At 68.1% G+C, this 16,665-nt stretch carries 17 protein-coding genes; 7 read left to right on the plus strand and 10 right to left on the minus strand.

Features of this window, described 5'->3' with window-relative positions; genetic code table 11:
- Window positions 1–184: 184 nt before the first annotated feature.
- The 3 genes from CQ042_RS10890 to CQ042_RS10900 all read right to left on the minus strand — a co-directional run bounded on the left by CQ042_RS10890 (window position 185) and on the right by CQ042_RS10900 (window position 2,800).
- Window positions 185–682 (minus strand): HNH endonuclease, encoded by a 498-nt coding sequence (locus CQ042_RS10890; protein WP_029258662.1) that lies wholly within the window; start codon window positions 680–682, stop codon window positions 185–187.
- 309 nt (window positions 683–991) lie between these two features.
- The gene (locus tag CQ042_RS10895) at window positions 992–1,738 is read right to left on the minus strand and encodes a M23 family metallopeptidase (protein WP_105670509.1); all 747 of its coding nucleotides are present in this window, start codon (window positions 1,736–1,738) and stop codon (window positions 992–994) included.
- Between the two features lie 360 nt (window positions 1,739–2,098).
- A complete protein-coding gene (locus CQ042_RS10900; RefSeq protein WP_105670510.1) occupies window positions 2,099–2,800 on the minus strand; it encodes a metal-dependent transcriptional regulator in 702 nt (233 codons plus the stop codon).
- Between the two features lie 100 nt (window positions 2,801–2,900).
- On the opposite strand from CQ042_RS10900, the gene serC reads away from it, so the two are divergent.
- Window positions 2,901–4,013: a phosphoserine transaminase gene (gene serC / locus CQ042_RS10905; RefSeq protein ID WP_105670511.1), complete on the plus strand. Its 1,113-nt coding sequence runs from the start codon at window positions 2,901–2,903 to the stop codon at window positions 4,011–4,013.
- A gap of 10 nt (window positions 4,014–4,023) precedes the next feature.
- Here serC and CQ042_RS10910 read toward each other — a convergent pair whose 3' ends face one another.
- Together CQ042_RS10910 and CQ042_RS10915 are read right to left on the minus strand one after the other, a co-directional pair.
- Complete coding sequence (locus tag CQ042_RS10910; protein WP_105670512.1) at window positions 4,024–4,647, minus strand: DUF3027 domain-containing protein; 624 nt, start codon at window positions 4,645–4,647, stop codon at window positions 4,024–4,026.
- Window positions 4,631–5,011, minus strand: a complete 381-nt coding sequence (locus CQ042_RS10915; RefSeq protein WP_047522525.1) for a cold-shock protein — start codon at window positions 5,009–5,011, stop codon at window positions 4,631–4,633. The genes CQ042_RS10910 and CQ042_RS10915 overlap by 17 nt, the downstream gene beginning before the upstream one ends.
- Window positions 5,012–5,129: 118 nt before the next feature.
- On the opposite strand from CQ042_RS10915, the gene CQ042_RS10920 reads away from it, so the two are divergent.
- From CQ042_RS10920 to CQ042_RS10930, 3 genes are read left to right on the plus strand one after another with little or no spacing between them, the layout of a single operon-like run.
- Window positions 5,130–5,405, plus strand: a complete 276-nt coding sequence (locus CQ042_RS10920; protein WP_105670513.1) for a multidrug ABC transporter ATPase — start codon at window positions 5,130–5,132, stop codon at window positions 5,403–5,405.
- A gap of 10 nt (window positions 5,406–5,415) precedes the next feature.
- Complete coding sequence (locus tag CQ042_RS10925; protein WP_105670514.1) at window positions 5,416–7,125, plus strand: helicase-associated domain-containing protein; 1,710 nt, start codon at window positions 5,416–5,418, stop codon at window positions 7,123–7,125.
- A gap of 36 nt (window positions 7,126–7,161) precedes the next feature.
- Window positions 7,162–8,802, plus strand: a complete 1,641-nt coding sequence (locus tag CQ042_RS10930; RefSeq protein WP_105670515.1) for a DNA repair helicase XPB — start codon at window positions 7,162–7,164, stop codon at window positions 8,800–8,802.
- 26 nt (window positions 8,803–8,828) lie between these two features.
- On the opposite strand, the gene CQ042_RS10935 is transcribed toward CQ042_RS10930, so the two are convergent.
- Entirely contained in the window at window positions 8,829–9,857 is a 1,029-nt protein-coding gene (locus tag CQ042_RS10935) for a CPBP family intramembrane glutamic endopeptidase (RefSeq protein ID WP_181157538.1), read from the minus strand.
- 162 nt (window positions 9,858–10,019) lie between these two features.
- Here CQ042_RS10935 and CQ042_RS10940 point away from each other — a divergent pair, with 162 nt between their 5' ends.
- The 3 genes from CQ042_RS10940 to CQ042_RS10950 all read left to right on the plus strand — a co-directional run bounded on the left by CQ042_RS10940 (window position 10,020) and on the right by CQ042_RS10950 (window position 12,877).
- A complete protein-coding gene (locus tag CQ042_RS10940) occupies window positions 10,020–10,712 on the plus strand; it encodes a response regulator transcription factor (protein WP_021199050.1) in 693 nt (230 codons plus the stop codon).
- Between the two features lie 61 nt (window positions 10,713–10,773).
- Window positions 10,774–12,468: a cell wall metabolism sensor histidine kinase WalK gene (locus CQ042_RS10945; protein ID WP_105670517.1), complete on the plus strand. Its 1,695-nt coding sequence runs from the start codon at window positions 10,774–10,776 to the stop codon at window positions 12,466–12,468.
- Between the two features lie 121 nt (window positions 12,469–12,589).
- The gene (locus tag CQ042_RS10950) at window positions 12,590–12,877 is read left to right on the plus strand and encodes a WXG100 family type VII secretion target (protein ID WP_105670518.1); all 288 of its coding nucleotides are present in this window, start codon (window positions 12,590–12,592) and stop codon (window positions 12,875–12,877) included.
- Between the two features lie 91 nt (window positions 12,878–12,968).
- On the opposite strand, the gene groL is transcribed toward CQ042_RS10950, so the two are convergent.
- The 4 genes from groL to CQ042_RS10970 form a co-directional block, all read right to left on the minus strand.
- On the minus strand, window positions 12,969–14,588 hold the full coding sequence (gene groL, locus CQ042_RS10955; protein WP_105670519.1) for a chaperonin GroEL: 1,620 nt from the start codon (window positions 14,586–14,588) through the stop codon (window positions 12,969–12,971).
- Window positions 14,589–14,712: 124 nt separating this feature from the next.
- Complete coding sequence (locus CQ042_RS10960) at window positions 14,713–15,291, minus strand: LytR C-terminal domain-containing protein (RefSeq protein ID WP_308736981.1); 579 nt, start codon at window positions 15,289–15,291, stop codon at window positions 14,713–14,715.
- A gap of 80 nt (window positions 15,292–15,371) precedes the next feature.
- Entirely contained in the window at window positions 15,372–15,629 is a 258-nt protein-coding gene (locus CQ042_RS10965) for a DUF3263 domain-containing protein (protein ID WP_105670520.1), read from the minus strand.
- Between the two features lie 9 nt (window positions 15,630–15,638).
- Window positions 15,639–16,631 (minus strand): DUF2332 domain-containing protein, encoded by a 993-nt coding sequence (locus tag CQ042_RS10970; RefSeq protein ID WP_105670521.1) that lies wholly within the window; start codon window positions 16,629–16,631, stop codon window positions 15,639–15,641.
- Between the last annotated feature and the right edge of the window lie 34 nt (window positions 16,632–16,665).

The raw sequence follows: 16,665 nt of genomic DNA on the forward strand, positions 1-16,665 counted from the left end.
ACGTCGAAGAGGGGCCGCCCGGAGGGTGGCCCCTCTTCGACGTCTCAGGCCCTGGTCAGCGGGCCCCGTCGGTCGGAGGCTCCGCGCGCCCCTCCCGGATCGTTCCTCGCCTCCGCCACCTCGCGGCGCGTGGAGGGACCGATGGAGGACGCGAGGGCACGACGTGCTTCCGCGATGATGTCCGTCACGCGGCCAGTGCCAGATAGGGCTCCCATCGCGGGTCACTGCGCTCGGTTCCACGCACGGTCCACGCCGTGCCGTGCGGGGGGCGTGGGGTGAAACGCAGCTGCCACCGCATCTCCTGCGGGGTGCGATCGCTCTTGACGTTGTTGCAGCGCAGACAGCAGGCGACGAGGTTCTCCCAGGAATCGGCTCCCCCGCGCGAACGCGGCAGCACGTGGTCGATCGTCGATGCCGCCTTCCCGCAGTAACCGCAACGGTGGTTGTCGCGGCGGAGGACTCCTCGACGCGTGACCGGCACACGTCTGCTCGTCGGCACCCGGACGTATCGGGCCAGGATGATGACCGCCGGGCGGTCGTAGACGCCGTGGGTGCCCCAGACGGGGTCTTCCTCCACACGTTCGATCACGGTCGCCTTGTCGTTCATGACGAGCACCAGGGCTCGTTTGAACGACACGATCGCGAGCGGCTCGTATCCGGCATTCAGGACCAGTGTGCGCATTCGTCATCCTCTCGATCCGCCGGGACGGCTTCCCGGCACTCTCGACTCACACGAGGTCGTGCAGGAGGCAGAGCGATCGCGGGGATGAAAAAAGGCGCCGTCTAAAGACAGCGCCTTTCGCGCACGGCAACGCCGTGGCATCCCTGCGGGCTATGCAGAAGGACGTGACGACCGAGGGCATCCATGGTTCGGATGCTCGGTATTCGCTCCATCAGCCTCTCCCACCTGTACGACAACGGGATCAGGCTAACCCATCTCGCTGAGCGCAGGGCGAAACGGCGGGTGAATGGACGGAGGCGTGTCCGGGAATCAGCCGGCGTTGACCGAGAGCCAGGACATCGGCTCGACCAGGCCGCCGTTGATCCAGACCTCGAAGTGGAGGTGGTTGGCGGTCGAGCGGCCCGTGCTGCCGACATAGCCGATCAGCTGTCCGGCGGCGACGGTCTGGCCGACCTGAACCTGGCGGGAGTTGTACAGCATGTGGCCGTACGTGGTCTGCACGCGCTGTCCACCGACGACACTGTCGAGCATGACGCAGACGCCGTAGCCACCGATGCTCTCGGCAGAGGCGCGCACGACGCCGGCGGCGGCCGCGTAGATCGGGGTGCCGGCGGGGGCGAGCATGTCAGCGCCGTTGTGAGCGCCGCCGACCGTGCGGCTGACGTTCCAGGAGCCCATGGGAAGCGGGTAACGGACCTCACCGGAGCCCGGTGAGGTGAGTGCATACCCCGCGGTGTTGAAACGGGACGACGTCGACGCCGTGGTCGCGGCGGCAGCGGCAGCACGTGCAGCCGCAGCCTCTTCGGCCTTCTTCTTCGCGATCTCCTCGGGCGTCGTGGCGCTGAACGTGCCCCGGCTCAACGGGGCGGCGGTCGCCTGCGAGGCGACGACCAGCGACTGCGCATCGACCGCGGCCAGCTGCTGCAGCGTCGTGGGAGCGGCCTCGGACGGCTTCGACGAGGCGAACGCCGGGAGGGCGATGCCTGCGACCAGTGCACCGACGGCCCCGAAGATGGCGATGGATCGGAGTGGCTTGACGGCCGTTCGAGCATTCACTCGCGCGCCTGTCCGGCGGGCTGGTACTCGGTCTTCAGATGTCTTCTTCGCGGGCGGTTCGATGTCTGCGGCCAAAACGTGGTCCTCCTGGGCCCTCGCGCTTTCGGGTAGCGCTGGCTCGTCGGCACTCTGCTCTCGTGGCACGAATGTAGCTCGGGTACTTTGTGCGTTCTTGCCGTGAAGACGACGAGCCTGGAAGGCGATCTTCGCGGATTCATCTCCAGCGGGCTTCTTCGCTGGCGACCTGACCGAGGTTACCGGAAGATAACGATCATGTCACCCTGGGAAACTGACAATCGTCGCAGAAGCCTCCGGAAGGGCGTCGACGTGCGCTGATCGCACGCCGGATCCCGCACCGGATCAGGCGGGTTCGCCCACCAGGAAGATGTGCGACGCCAGCTCGACGGGCAGCTCGAGCCCATCTTCCTTGCCGTCCATCTGGATGAGGACATAGCCCTCGCTGAACCGGAAGTCACCGTGCGCGCCCGGAACCACTCCCGCGTCGCGCAGCTGCTCGAGCAGCTCGGGGTCGACCTGAGCAGGCTCGGCGAGGCGACGGACCGTGCCCTCGACGGGCTCGCCCGCCGCGTTCAAACGCTGGACGAGACCGATGACGCCCTCGTCGAAGGTGCGGGCCGGCAGATCTCCGAGCTGGTCGAGGCCCGGGATCGGGTTGCCGTACGGCGACTCCGTGGGGTGTCCGAGCAATTCGACCAGACGACGCTCCACCTGCTCGCTCATCACGTGCTCCCAGCGGCAGGCCTCTTCGTGCACGAACGCCCAGTCGAGACCGATCACGTCGGACAGCAGGCGTTCGGCGAGACGGTGCTTGCGCATCACGTCGACGGCCTTGCGACGGCCGGCCTCGGTCAGCTCGAGCGTGCGGTCTTCGGAGACGATGACGAGACCGTCACGCTCCATGCGCCCGACGGTCTGCGAGACGGTCGGACCGGAGTGGCCGAGACGCTCGGAGATACGCGCGCGCAGCGGCACGATGTTCTCCTCCTCGAGTTCGAGGATGGTGCGGAGATACATCTCCGTGGTGTCGATCAGATCGGTCATGTGCAGGCCCTCCGAGGTTCTTAGGCAAGCCTACATTCCCGGACGGACATCAGGCCGACGCCGGTCGGACGATATGCGGAGCGCCCCCTAGAATCGACGCATGGCGATCGAGATTCCCCGTGACCTCCTGCCCACTGACGGCCGCTTCGGCTGCGGCCCCTCGAAGGTGCGCCCCGCGCAGCTCGAGGCGCTCATCGCCTCGGGGGCGACGATCCTGGGGACTTCGCACCGCCAGGCCCCGGTGAAGAACCTGGTCGGCAGCATCCGCGAACGGCTCGCCGCGCTGTTCCGCGTGCCGGAGGGGTACGAGATCATCCTGGGCAACGGCGGATCCACGGCTTTCTGGGACGCCGCGGCCTTCGGCCTCATCGAGAAGCGCAGCCAGAACCTCGTGTTCGGCGAGTTCGGAGGCAAGTTCGCCGCTTCCGCCGGCGCTCCCTGGCTCGAGGCACCCGACGTGCGCAAGGCCGAGCCCGGCTCCCTCACCGTCGCAGAGATCGTGGAGGGCGTCGACGTGTACGCGTGGCCCCACAACGAGACGTCGACCGGTGTCGCGGCCCCCATCCAGCGTGTGGCCGCTGACGGCGCACTGACCGTCATCGATGCGACGAGCGCCGCCGGCGGCATCGAGTTCGACGCGGCCCAGGCCGACGTCTATTACTTCGCGCCGCAGAAGAACCTCGGCTCGGACGGAGGCCTGTGGTTCGCCGCGGTCTCACCCGCCGCGATCGAGCGCATCGAGCGCATCGCGGCATCCGGACGCTACATCCCCGAGTTCCTGAGCCTGAAGAATGCGGTCGACAACTCGCGGCTCAACCAGACGCTCAACACTCCGGCGCTCGTGACGCTGCAGCTGCTGGACAGCCAGCTCGAATGGATCCTCGACAACGGCGGTCTCGCCTGGGCTGCGGCCGGGACGGCGGAATCCTCCTCGGTGCTCTACGACTGGGCCGAGGCATCTGCCGTCGCGACGCCGTTCGTCGCCGAAGCCGCGCACCGCTCCCCCGTGGTCGCGACCATCGACTTCGATGACAGCATCGACGCCACGGCGATCGCGAAGACCCTGCGGGCGAACGGCATCGTCGACACGGAGCCCTACCGCAAGCTCGGACGCAACCAGCTGCGCGTGGCGACGTTCGTCTCGATCGAGCCGGACGACGTGCGTCAGCTGACGCGATCGATCGACTACGTGCTGGAGAACCTGAGCGTCTGAGCGCTCGGGGTCACTCCTCCTCGTCGACCTCGCCGGCGTCCGCATCCAGGACGTCGGCGTCGTCGTCTTCCGAGTCGTCGTCTTCCGCGTCCTCGTCGTCCGCGTCCTCGTCGTCCTCGTCGTCCGCGTCGTCGTCGTCCGCGTCGTCGTCGAGCTCGTCGATGTCCACGCCGTCGAGGTCGCCGGCGTGCAGGATGTCCGCTTCGCCGTCGTCGAGATCGTCGTCATCGTCGTCATCGTCGTCTAGGAGATCGTCGAGAGCATCGGCGTCGCTCGTCGCGCCATCGGCTGCGGCTGCCGCCTCGGTGAGCTCCAGCTGATGCGCCCGGTACTCGGCCAGACGCTCCGCCCACGGCACCCACTCGGGCGCGAGGAGCGCACCGTCCCCCGGAAGCAGCTCGACTTCGAGCACTGTCGGCTCTTCGTCGTCCACTCGCGCGACCGTCACGGTCCAGTACCACCCGGGATAGCCGGCGAGCCGGTTCTCGAATCGCAGCGAGACCGAACCGTCCTCTTCCGCGAGGTATCCCGCAGCGGGTCCGACGGTGGACGCCGGAGTGATCTCGTGCAGTGCGGCGAGCGCGAGATCGTGGGCGTCGAGGAGACGCGCGTCGGCGTCAGGCTTCGAGGTCATCAGCGACCTTGCGCAGGACGGCCGCGATCTTGCGGCCGTGTCCGGAGGAGGGGTAGCGCCCACGGCGCAGATCCCCGCCGATGCCGTCGAGGAGCTTCACGAGGTCTTCGACGATGATCGCCATGTCGTCGGCCGGCTTGCGCTTGGCCTTGGAGAGGCTGGGCGGCGCTTCGAGCACGCGCACCGAAAGCGCCTGCAGGCCGCGCTTCCCGTCGGCCACGCCGAACTCCACGCGCGCACCCGCCTTCACAGCGGCGCCCGCGGGCATCGCAGAGGCGTGCAGGAAGACGTCCTGGCCGTCATCGCTGGCGATGAAGCCGAAACCCTTGTCTTCGTCGTAGAACCTGACCTTGCCGGTGGGCATGGGAGAACCTCGCTGGGATCGAAATGCAGAACAGTGGACGCGCTCATGCGCGTGTCTCCAGCCTACCGGTCGCGGGGCGCGCGGAACCGAAGGTCACGGTGCGAGTAGGCTGAGGCGGATGAGCACGCAGAATTCCGAACCGGAGGTTCCCATCCGCCGGGTGGATCGTATCCTGGCGTTCACCGCGCTCGGAATAGCCGCGGCATCCGTGGTCTGCTTCTTCGCCATCATCATCGGCACCGCGCTCGGAATGGGTCAAGCCGCCTTCGGCGAAGGTGCCTGGCCTGTCATCGCGGCGATCCCGTACTGGGGGCTGCCGGTCGCCTTCCTCATGATCATCGCGCTCCTGACGATGAGTTTCATTCGAAAGGGCCGCGCGTCTTCGCGTTCCTGAGGCATCGGCCATGAGCACTCACGCGCGACCGCTGGCGGATTGGCTGGCGGCGGCGAGCGATGACGACCTCCGCCTCCTTCTCGGCGCCCGAGGCGTACGAGCGGATGCCCCATGGCAGGACTTCTTCGATGCCGCGGAGGCTCTGCTCGACCCGGCGTCGTTGACTCGAGTGCTTCCGACGCTGACCGCGTCCGAGGCGATGGCGCTGCTCGCGGCGGCATCCGGCCACGGAGCCGGGCCCGAGGAGGAGCGGTTGACGGCACTCGCTCTCCTGCGTCCGGACGGAACACCCTATCCGCCGGTGGTGACCGCGCTCGCGGGACGCTCCGCATCCGCCGCTCCCGCGCCGGAGCCGGCGCCCCGGTCTTCGGAGACCGCATCGGCGCATGCAGCCGAGCGTGCCTTCACGACAGTGGCCGTGCTGGCCGACCTGCTCCTCATCGCCAGGGAGAGCCCGTTCGCGCTGCTCACCGGGGGCGGGATCAGCGCCGGCGAGAAGCGCCAGCTCGCCGACGCGGGCGTACCGGTGGACATCGTCGACGCTCTCGCCGCGATCGCTCTCCAGGCCGGCCTCGCCGTCGCCGCGGACCGCCGATTGCGGTCGAGCCAGACGGCAGAGGACTGGCTGCGCTCCTCCGCCGCCGACCGATGGGCGCTGCTGGCGACAGCCTTCCGTGACGCCCTCCCTCGCGGTATCCGTTCGGAGACCGGCGGATGGATCCCTCCCGAGGCATGGCCCTCCGCGCACCCCTGGGATCCGGCGTGGGCGGAGCGCTCCGGCGCCCTGCAGGAGTCCGCTCGCCTGCTCGGACTGATCGCAGAGGACGGGACCGAACCCGACTGGGCCGCAGGTCTGCGCCGGGGAGGCCCCGCCGATCCCGCTGAGCTGGTTCGACTGCTGCCCGCCGAGGTCGACCGCATCTTCCTGCAGAACGACCTCACGGCGATCGCCCCCGGACCACTGGAGCCCGCATTGGATGTACGGCTGCGCGCGATCGCTGCCCGCGAATCCGCCGCCCAGGCATCGTCGTACCGTTTCACCTCCGAATCCGTGGCACATGCCTTCGTCGCGGGCGAGACGGAGCAGTCGATCCTCGACTTCCTGACGACCGTCTCGCTCACGGGCATTCCCCAGCCCCTCGGCTATCTGATCTCGCAGACCGCGCAACGACACGGCCTGGTCCGCGTCTCGACCGATGAGGAGACGGGGCGCACACGGATCGAGAGCTCCGACCCCCACATCATCGACGCGATGGCGGTCGACCAATCGCTGCGCCCCCTCGCCCTCACCAATCACGTCGAGTCGCTCACCACCCGCGTCAGCCGCGAGACGGTGTACTGGGCGCTCACCGACGCACGGTACCCGGCGACTCTCGTCGGCGCGGACGGCACCCTCCTCGTGCGAGAGCGCCACCCCGCGCCTCCGGCTCCGATGCCCAGTATCGAGTCCACAGACGTGATGCCGCTGATCGCGCGCCTCCGTTCTCACCAGGGGCCGGATGCCGACGCCGCATGGCTCGACCGCGAGCTCGAGGCGGCTGTGCGTGCGAAGTCCGTCCTGCAGGTCACCGTCGGCATGCCGGACGGCTCGAAGAGAGAGCTGCTGCTCGAAGCGACCGGCATCGGCGGTGGCAGACTCCGTGGACGCGACCGCGCGGCCGATGTGGAACGGACGCTCCCGGTGTCCAGCATCCTCGCCGCGACGATCGTCGCGCCGTAGGCCCGGTGCGCTCCGCGAGCGGTAAACTGGTGAGCTATGTCTGATGGCCCCCTGATCGTCCAGAGCGATCGCACCGTGCTGCTCGAAGTCGCCCATGCCGACGCCGAGAGCGCCCGCCACGAACTCGCGATCTTCGCCGAGCTGGAGCGTGCGCCCGAACACATCCACACGTACCGGATCACTCGGCTCGGCCTGTGGAACGCGCGGGCCGCAGGCCACACCGCCGAGGACATGCTCGAGACGCTCGACCGCTGGTCGCGCTTCCCCGTTCCACCCTCGGTGTCGGTCGATCTGCGCGAGACGGTGAACCGCTACGGGCGTCTGGTCATCGAACGCGATGACGAGGGAACTCTGATCCTGCGCTCGTCCGACCCTGCCGTGCTGGCGCAGGTCGCGAACAACAAGCGCATCCAGCCGCTGCTCATCGGGCACCCCACTCCGGAGACGTTCGTCGTCGACGCCTGGGCCCGAGGACAGATCAAACAGGAGCTTCTGAAGATCGGGTGGCCCGCCGAAGACCTCGCCGGGTATACCCCGGGCACTCCGCACGAGATCGACCTCGCCGAGGACGGCTGGCACATCCGGCCGTACCAGCAGGATGCGGTCGACGCGTTCTCGAAGGACGGCTCGGGCGTCGTGGTGCTTCCCTGTGGGGCGGGCAAGACGATCGTCGGCGCCGGCGCGATGGCGGCGACCAAGACCACGACACTGATCCTCGTCACGAACACCGTCTCGGCTCGGCAGTGGCGCGACGAGCTGCTCAAGCGCACCAGTCTGACCGCCGAGGAGATCGGCGAGTACTCCGGCCAGGCCAAGGAGGTCAAGCCGGTGACGATCGCGACGTATCAGATCCTGACCGCGAAGCGTAAGGGCGAGTATGCGCACCTGGCGCTGCTCGACGCGCTCGACTGGGGGCTCATCGTCTACGACGAGGTCCACCTGCTGCCGGCTCCGGTCTTCAAGCTCACCGCCGACCTGCAGGCCCGCCGCCGGATCGGCCTCACGGCGACCCTCGTGCGCGAGGACGGACGCGAGGGCGACGTCTTCAGCCTCATCGGCCCCAAGCGCTTCGATGCTCCCTGGAAGCAGATCGAAGCGCAGGGATTCATCTCCCCCGCCGCCTGCTACGAGGTGCGCGTCGATCTTCCGCCGAGCGACCGGCTCGAGTACGCCGCAGCGACGGACGACGAGCGGTATCGGCTGGCAGCGTCCGCGCCCGCCAAGGTCCAGGCCGTACGCGAGCTCATCGCGAAGCACGAGGGCGAGCGCATCCTCGTGATCGGACAGTATCTCGATCAACTCGAGTCGCTGTCCGAGGCGCTGAACGCGCCCCAGATCACCGGCGCGACCCCTGTCGACGAGCGTGAGGAGCTGTACCGCGCGTTCCGAGAAGGCGACATCTCGCTGCTCGTGGTCTCGAAGGTGGCGAACTTCTCGATCGATCTGCCGGAGGCCTCGGTCGCCATCCAGGTGTCCGGATCCTTCGGTTCGCGCCAAGAGGAGGCGCAGCGCCTGGGCCGTCTTCTCCGCCCGAAGCAGTCGGGACACACCGCGAGCTTCTACACGCTCGTCGCGCGCGACACGATCGACCAGGACTACGCCCAGAATCGCCAGCGCTTCCTGGCCGAGCAGGGGTACAGCTACACGATCATGGACTCCGACGCGATCGCCGCCTGACCGCACGACGATCGACGCCGAGCGGCTCAGCCGCGCAGAACGCGATCCAACTGATGGGTTCCGTTCCGGCCGGCGGTGAAGGATGCCGCGCGAGGCGCGATGCCCGCCGTCCGCGCGATCCCGAGCTTCCCTGCCCAGCGATCGGCCAGCACGGCGTACACGATCATCGCGAGCCCTGACGCGAGCAGGTCGACGGGAGTTCCCGAGGTGGCGTTGGCGTCGACCAGCGCCACGGAGCCGAGCAGGAAGATGAGCACGTTGTTGACGATGTGCAGGGAGATGGCCGCCTCGAGCCCGCCGGTCCGCCACGTCAGCCAAGCGGCGACGATCGCGAACATGCCCACGCTGGCCGCTCCCCAGACGTCATACCCGTGGCCGAGCACGAACAGTGGCACGGGAAGCAGGATCGCGAATGCCGGATGGCGCAGCCATCCGCCGACGAGTTGCATCAGGTACCCGCGGAAGACGTACTCCTCGGCAGCGGCCTGGAAGGGGATCAGCACCAGCACGAGCAGCACCATGACCCAGATTCCCGGATGCGTGAAGTCCACGACGATCGCGTCACCTGTGAGAGCCGACCAGCCGAACACGACCGCGTAGTAGACCGCGAACACCGCGGCCCCCAGCAGCAGGCTCTTGCCGAGCCAGGCCATCCGCAGGCGCCCCGTGACGGAAGACAGCAGTCCCACCCCGGGCCCTTCGATGATGCGCGATGCCAGCAGCAGTGCGGGGATCATCAGGATCAGCGGAAGCACCATCGCGACGAGGAGCCACGGCCGATCGAGATCGAAGTACTGCAGCGTCGCGAGGAGGACCTGCATCTCGGCGCCCAGGCCGGGGACGAACATCGACAGGACGATCAGCGGCACGATGATCAGCATCAGGATGGCGATGTAGAGCGCGACGCCGACGAGCCCCGTCAGCAGCATCCGCCACCAGCGATACCGCGGCCTCAGCCGCGCCAGGCGGTGGTAGGCGAGGTGCTCTGCAGGCGGCGAAGGCTCCAGCAAGGAGGCGGATGCGGGGGCGGCGATGTCGTCCTCGTTCGAACTCATGCATCGATCCTCCCCGCTCGACCTGTGCGGCGCATCCGACCACGGGACGACGTCGATCTCCGGAGCCCACCGAGCCACCGCGACGCGCCGTGAAGGAGGCGTCTCCGCGCCGTTCCGCACAATAGTCAGCATCCACATGGCCGGAGTCACCATAATGGGGACATGACTGCTCCGCGCATCCTGGTCGTCGATGACGAACCCAACATCCGCGACCTGCTCTCCACGGGTCTCAGCTTCGCCGGATTCCAGGTGAAGACGGTCGCCAACGGCGCCGCCACGATCTCGGCCGTCCTCGAAGAGGAGCCGGACCTCATCATCCTGGACGTCATGCTCCCGGACATGAACGGGTTCAGCGTGACCAAGCGCCTTCGCGGCGCCGGGTTCACTGCTCCGATCCTGTTCCTGACGGCGAAGGACGGCACCGAGGACAAGATCGAGGGCCTCAACGCCGGCGGCGACGACTATGTCACGAAGCCGTTCAGCCTCGACGAGATCGTCGCCAGAGCGCAGGCGATCCTCCGCCGCACGATGCAGGCCGACGAGGAGTCGATCATCCGTGCCGGCGAACTCTCCATGGACCAGGACACGCATGACGTCCACGTGGGCAAGGAGCCGATCGAGCTGAGTCCGACCGAGTTCAAACTGCTGCGGTACCTGATGCTCAATCCGAACCGCGTGCTGTCGAAGGCACAGATCCTCGACCACGTGTGGGAGTACGACTTCAACGGCGATGCGGGCATCGTCGAGAGCTACATCTCCTACCTGCGTCGCAAGATCGACCCGCACACGGAGGAGTCGCTCATCCAGACCAAGCGCGGCTTCGGCTACATGCTGAAGGTCGGCAAGACGGTCTGACGACCAGCGCATCACCACGCACGCCGCCGCACGGCGTGATCGCCGTATCAGGGAGGACCGCATGGCGCACAAGCCCGATGCGGTCACCAGCTGGTGGCGTCGCATCAGCCTGCGGGCGAAGGTCACGGGGGTCACCGTGGCCGTGCTGGCTCTCGGCCTTCTCGTCGCAGGAATCGGCACCGTGCCGATCCTGCGCTCCGCCCTCGTCGAGAACATCGACGCGCAGCTCCCCGCGCTGGTGTCGAGCGACCTCGCCGAGCGCTACTTCGACACCGACACCGTCGACGGCGTCACGACGTACACGCCCCGCGAGGAGCAGCCTCGGGACTTCTCCTTCGCGATCTACGATGCCGCGGGCGCGCTCCGCGCGACCGCACGAGGCACCTCGAGCAAGGCGCCGCTGTTCCCACCCGAGTACTCGCTCGCGGAGGCGAACGCCAGCGCCGACAAGATCCTCGAGCTGCCGGGCGCGGACGGCGAGGTGTTCCACGCCGCCGTCGCCGTGGTGAACTCGGACGGCGGTATCCTGCGGGTCCAGATGGTCGCGCTGCCCCTGGCTCCGGCGGATCGCATCATCAGTCAGTACTTCGGGATCTACATCACGATCGCCCTGATCACGATCCTGATCGCCGCTCTGCTGACACGGGGACTCGTCACTCTCACCTTCCGACGACTCGGGCAGGTCGAAGCCACGGCGATGTCGATCGCAGCCGGCGACTTCCGCCAGCGACTGACCGACCTCGAGCCCACCACGGAGGTCGGCCGCCTGAACACCGCGATCAACACCATGCTCGATCGTGTCGACCGTTCCCTCGCGCAGCGCGATCGCACCGTGCAGCACATGCGGCGATTCATCGGCGACGCGAGCCACGAGCTGCGCACGCCGCTGGTGAGCGTTCGCGGTTATGCGGAGCTCTACCGGATGGGCGCGATCAAGGGCGAGGAGGACACGGCGCGGGCGATGGAGCGCATCGAGAAGGAAGCCATCCGAATGGGCGTCCTGGTGGAAGACCTCCTGGCGCTCGCCCGCCTCGACGAAGAACGCGAGCCCGAGATCATCCCGCTCGATCTGCGACCGATCGCGCGGGACGCCGCCCTCGATCTGCGGGCCGCAGCCCCTGGACGGACGGTGACTGTCATCGACCGCACCGCATCCAACAAGGCCACGATCCCCCTGCGAGAGAGCGCTCCGCAGGAGCCGCCGACTCCGCCCGCCCCGCGCGGCCTGTCACGCACGCCCCTCTCGCGGCTTCGTCGACGCCCCCGGCAGTCGCAGGAGGAGGCTCCGGCCATCGACTTCACCGAAGTGCCCGACCTCCCCGTCCGCACCCCGCCGATCGTGCTCGGTGAGGAGAACAAGGTGCGACAGGTCGTCACCAACCTTCTGGGCAACGCACGCCGCTTCTCCCCCGAAGACGGGCCGATCGAGATCGTCGTCGATTCGGATCGGGTCAGCGGCACCGGGAGCATTTCGATCGTCGATCATGGTGAGGGCATCCCCCCGCAGATCCGTGAGCAGATCTTCGAACGCTTCTGGCGCGCCGACACCTCGCGCGCCCGGGAGACCGGGGGGTCGGGACTCGGTCTCGCGATCGTCGCATCGATCATGAAGGCCCTGCACGGTGGCGTCGACGTCTCGGAGACACCCGGTGGGGGAGCGACTTTCACGGTGACCCTCCCGCTGGCGCCTGCGCGCGCCACGCCCGCGCACCTTCTCGAGGACACGCAGCCGCTCGATCGGCTCGAGCTGCCCTGAGCGCCCTGCACGACTGCTAGGCCTCGCCGGTTCTGCACAGAGACCGGCGGACGGTGAAGAAGAACCGGGTGCCGGGTCGATCGTGAGCCTAGCGTCGAAACTCCACAACAGAAGGAGTTCCATGTCTGTCTTCACCGTCGACACCGAAGCCGTTCAGGCGGCCCACGGCGCCACGCGCGCCACCATCGAGCGGCTCCAGAGCGAGTCGGCGACGCTCATGGCCCAGCTCCGGCAGCTGCAGTCGTCCTGGGTCGGCACCGCGTCCAATGCCTTCCAGAACTGCGCCGAGCAGTGGCAGGGTGCCCAGCTCCACGTCGAGCAGGTGCTCGACTCGATCGGCACCTCACTCGGCTCGGTCGCCTCCCAGTACGCCGACGCCGATCAGTACTCGGCCAGTCTGTTCCGCTGAGCGGTCCCTGGTCTCCGAGATGTGATCCTCGGCCCGCGGAACGCAGAACGCCCCCGGCCGAAGCCGGGGGCGTTCTTTCATGAGGGCTGGATCAGAAGTCCATGCCACCCGACGGGTCACCCATGGGAGCAGCAGCCTTCTCGGGCTTGTCAGCCACGACGACCTCGGTGGTGAGGAAGAGAGCCGCGATCGAGGCTGCGTTCTGCAGCGCCGAGCGGGTCACCTTGGCCGGGTCGATGATGCCTGCGCCGAACATGTCGACGTACTCGCCCGTGGCCGCGTTGAGGCCCTGACCGGCGGGGAGCTCGGAGACCTTGTTCGCGACGACGCCCGGCTCGAGACCGGCGTTCAGCGCGATCTGCTTGAGCGGAGCTTCGATCGCGACGCGCACGATGTTCGCGCCGGTCGCCTCGTCACCCGTCAGCGACAGGCTGTCGAGGGCCTTCGTGCCGGACTGGATCAGCGCGACGCCACCACCGGGGACGATGCCCTCCTCGACGGCTGCTTTCGCGTTGCGAACGGCGTCCTCGATGCGGTGCTTGCGCTCCTTGAGCTCGACTTCGGTCGCTGCGCCGGCCTTGATGACGGCGACGCCACCGGCGAGCTTCGCCAGGCGCTCCTGCAGCTTCTCGCGGTCGTAGTCGCTGTCGGTGTTCTCGATCTCGCGACGGATCTGCGTGACGCGACCCTCGATCTGGTCTGCCTCGCCGGCACCCTCGACGATCGTGGTCTCGTCCTTGGTGACGATCACCTTGCGTGCACGACCCAGCAGGTCGAGCGTGGCGTTCTCCAGCTTGAGGCCGACCTCTTCGGTGATGACCTGACCACCGGTGAGGATCGCGATGTCCTGCAGCTGCGCCTTGCGACGGTCGCCGAAGCCGGGAGCCTTGACGGCGACCGACTTGAAGATGCCCTTGAGCTTGTTCAGCACGAGCGTCGCGAGGGCTTCACCCTCGACGTCCTCGGCGATAATGACGAGCTCCTTGCCGTCCTGGATCACCTTGTCGACGATGGGCAGAAGGTCCTTGATGTTCGAGACCTTCTGGTTCGCGATGAGGATGTACGGGTCCTCGAAGACGGCTTCCTGGCGCTCCGGGTCCGTGACGAAGTACGGGTTCAGGTAGCCCTTGTCGAAGCGCATGCCCTCGGTGAGCTCCAGCTCGGTGCCGAACGTCTGCGACTCCTCGACGGTGACGACACCTTCCTTGCCGACCTTGTCGATCGCCTCGGCGATGAGCTCGCCGATCGCGGGGTCAGCAGCGGAGATGGATGCCGTGGCGGCGATCTGCTCCTTCGAGTCGATCTCCTTGGCGCTGGCGAGCAGCTCCTCGGTGATCGCGGCGACGGCCTTCTCGATGCCGCGCTTGAGCGAGATCGGGTCGGCGCCGGCTGCGACGTTGCGCAGACCCTCGCGGACCAGTGCCTGAGCGAGCACCGTGGCGGTGGTGGTGCCATCGCCCGCGACGTCGTCGGTCTTCTTGGCGACCTCCTTGACGAGCTCCGCGCCGATCTTCTCGTACGGGTCGTCCAGCTCGATCTCCTTGGCGATGGAGACACCGTCGTTCGTGATCGTGGGGGCGCCCCACTTCTTCTCGAGGACGACGTTGCGACCGCGCGGGCCGAGGGTCACCTTGACCGCGTCGGCCAGGATGTTGAGGCCGCGCTCGAGGCCGCGGCGGGCCTCCTCATCGAAAGCAATGATCTTTGCCATGAGTTTTTTCGTCCCTCCTGGACGTAGACGTTGGGTTTAGCACTCAGAGTATGAGAGTGCTAACGCCATTCTGGCACTCGACACCTTCGAGTGCAAGCCGCCCGACACGCGGCGCACACCGTCGTCAGGAGGCGGGAGCCTCATCCGACGTCTCGGGCGCTGACGCGGTTCGGTCGAGGCCGATCACGATCGTCAGCTGCTTGGCTCCGGTGTCGTTGAGCTCGGCGTAGAAGTCGCTCTGGCGCACTTCCGCACCGCCGATCACGCCAGCGAGGCCGATCGCGGCGAGTTCGTCCTCGGCATCGACGTAGTACACCGTCGTCGTGGCGAAGTCCTCGCTCTCGCTGTCGCTCGCGAAGACGGTGTCAGCGGCCCAGCCGTTGTTGACGAGGGTGTCGCTCATCTGGGCGTCGAGGCCCTCCTCGGGCGTCGCATTCAGGATCATGACGGAGTAGTTGGTGTCGACCACCCCGGTCTCCACCGGCGTCGGCACGACGCTCGGCGCCGTCTCGGGGAAGAGCGAGATGCGCCCCATGACGACGAGCGAGCCGAAGATTCCGGCGATGATGAGCACGAGTGCGGCGACGAACGACCACAGGAGCACGACCCAGCCGTTCATTCCCGGGGCTTCGGCGCGGTGCGCTCCGACACGTCCGGAGGAACGGGGAACGTCATCGAAGCGATCACGGGAGGGCTTGGACACCCCTCGATGCTAGCGGCACGTTCCTGTCAATCCGTTCCGCGGCGCGGGCGGAACCACCGCCTCGGCTCGACCCGACGGTCTCAGCCGACGAAACCCGGCGTGCGCGCCGACCGCCTCCGTGCTCGCGTGTCGCGGATCCGGCGCAGCCTGCGCACCAGCATCGGGTCGTACTCCAGCGCGACGTCCGACTCGATTAGCCGCCCGAGGAGCTGGTAGTAGCGGGCGGCGCTCATGCCGAGCTGGACCCGGATGACCTCTTCCTTCGCCCCGCCGTGGCGCGGCCATGCGGCCTCCAGGGCGAGGATCGCGCGATCGCGCTCCGTGAGGTCTCCGAGCATGGATCCAGGTTAGGACGCATCCGGCGGGACGGCCGCGCGCCACTCCCACCAGCGCCCGAGCGGATCCGCTGCGGAACGCACACGTCCGTCGATCGCGACGACGAACCCCTCCCCGCCGTTCGCATCAACCGCCGGCTCCCAGACATCGAGCGCACCCGGCGGATCGATCGTGATCCAACGAGCCTGGAGGCGCATGATCCTCTCGACGAGCGCGCTCCGCTCCGCTCGCGGAATGTGCACCAGAACGCCGGGAGTCGTGACCACGAGCGTGGCGTCCTGCGGCGCTGCGGCGGCGACGGCCTCGAGGTGCGCGAGGGCGTCGCCCGCCACGAGAAGAGGCGGATCCGACGCCGCGATGTCGAGAGCGGCATCGATACGCTCTTCGCGCCCGGTCTCCCCCGGCCACACGAGGCCGCGCAGCCACCGTCGATCCTGTTCGTCCGCGGCATCGAGCGGTGCCAGATCGATGCCGGCCCTCCACACGACCTCGGGGATCCGCAGCGGCGGCAGCGGGCCGATCACTCGACTCTCCAGCACGACGGTCGACGGGCCGTCCACGGGATCGACCGCGAGGCGAAGGGAGCCGTCCTCGCCCACGAACCGATACGAGTACCGGTCGGGATAGAGGCAGAGCCCGGCAGACGCCCCGAGCTCGAGCAGCGCGATCGGCCCCTCGATCTCGGACAGCCCCGGAAGCAGCGCAGCGAGTCGGAGCGGCTCGTTCGTCTGCAGGCTCCGGTTCGCGCACTCCGCGACCACGGCCTCCGCGTTCCGGATCACGAAGCGACGCCAGACCGGATAGCCGGACGACGTGGCGCCGAGCATGCGCGTCACGGCGAACACGAGGGGCGGCTGCCTCCGCGTCTCGGGGATCCGCTGCAGGATGTCTCGCACCTCGCCGTCGGCTGCCACCCCGGCCGCCCACTCCGCGTAGAGCGCGCTGCGGCCTGGCGCCTCGTCACGGGCGAATCGTGCGTAGCGCTCCTGCACAGCATCCGTCATCCGTCCATTCTGACCCGGAGCACCCGTGACCTCG

Origin of the sequence: Microbacterium sp. MYb62 (genome assembly GCF_002979475.1) — a bacterium.
Taxonomy (GTDB): domain Bacteria; phylum Actinomycetota; class Actinomycetes; order Actinomycetales; family Microbacteriaceae; genus Microbacterium.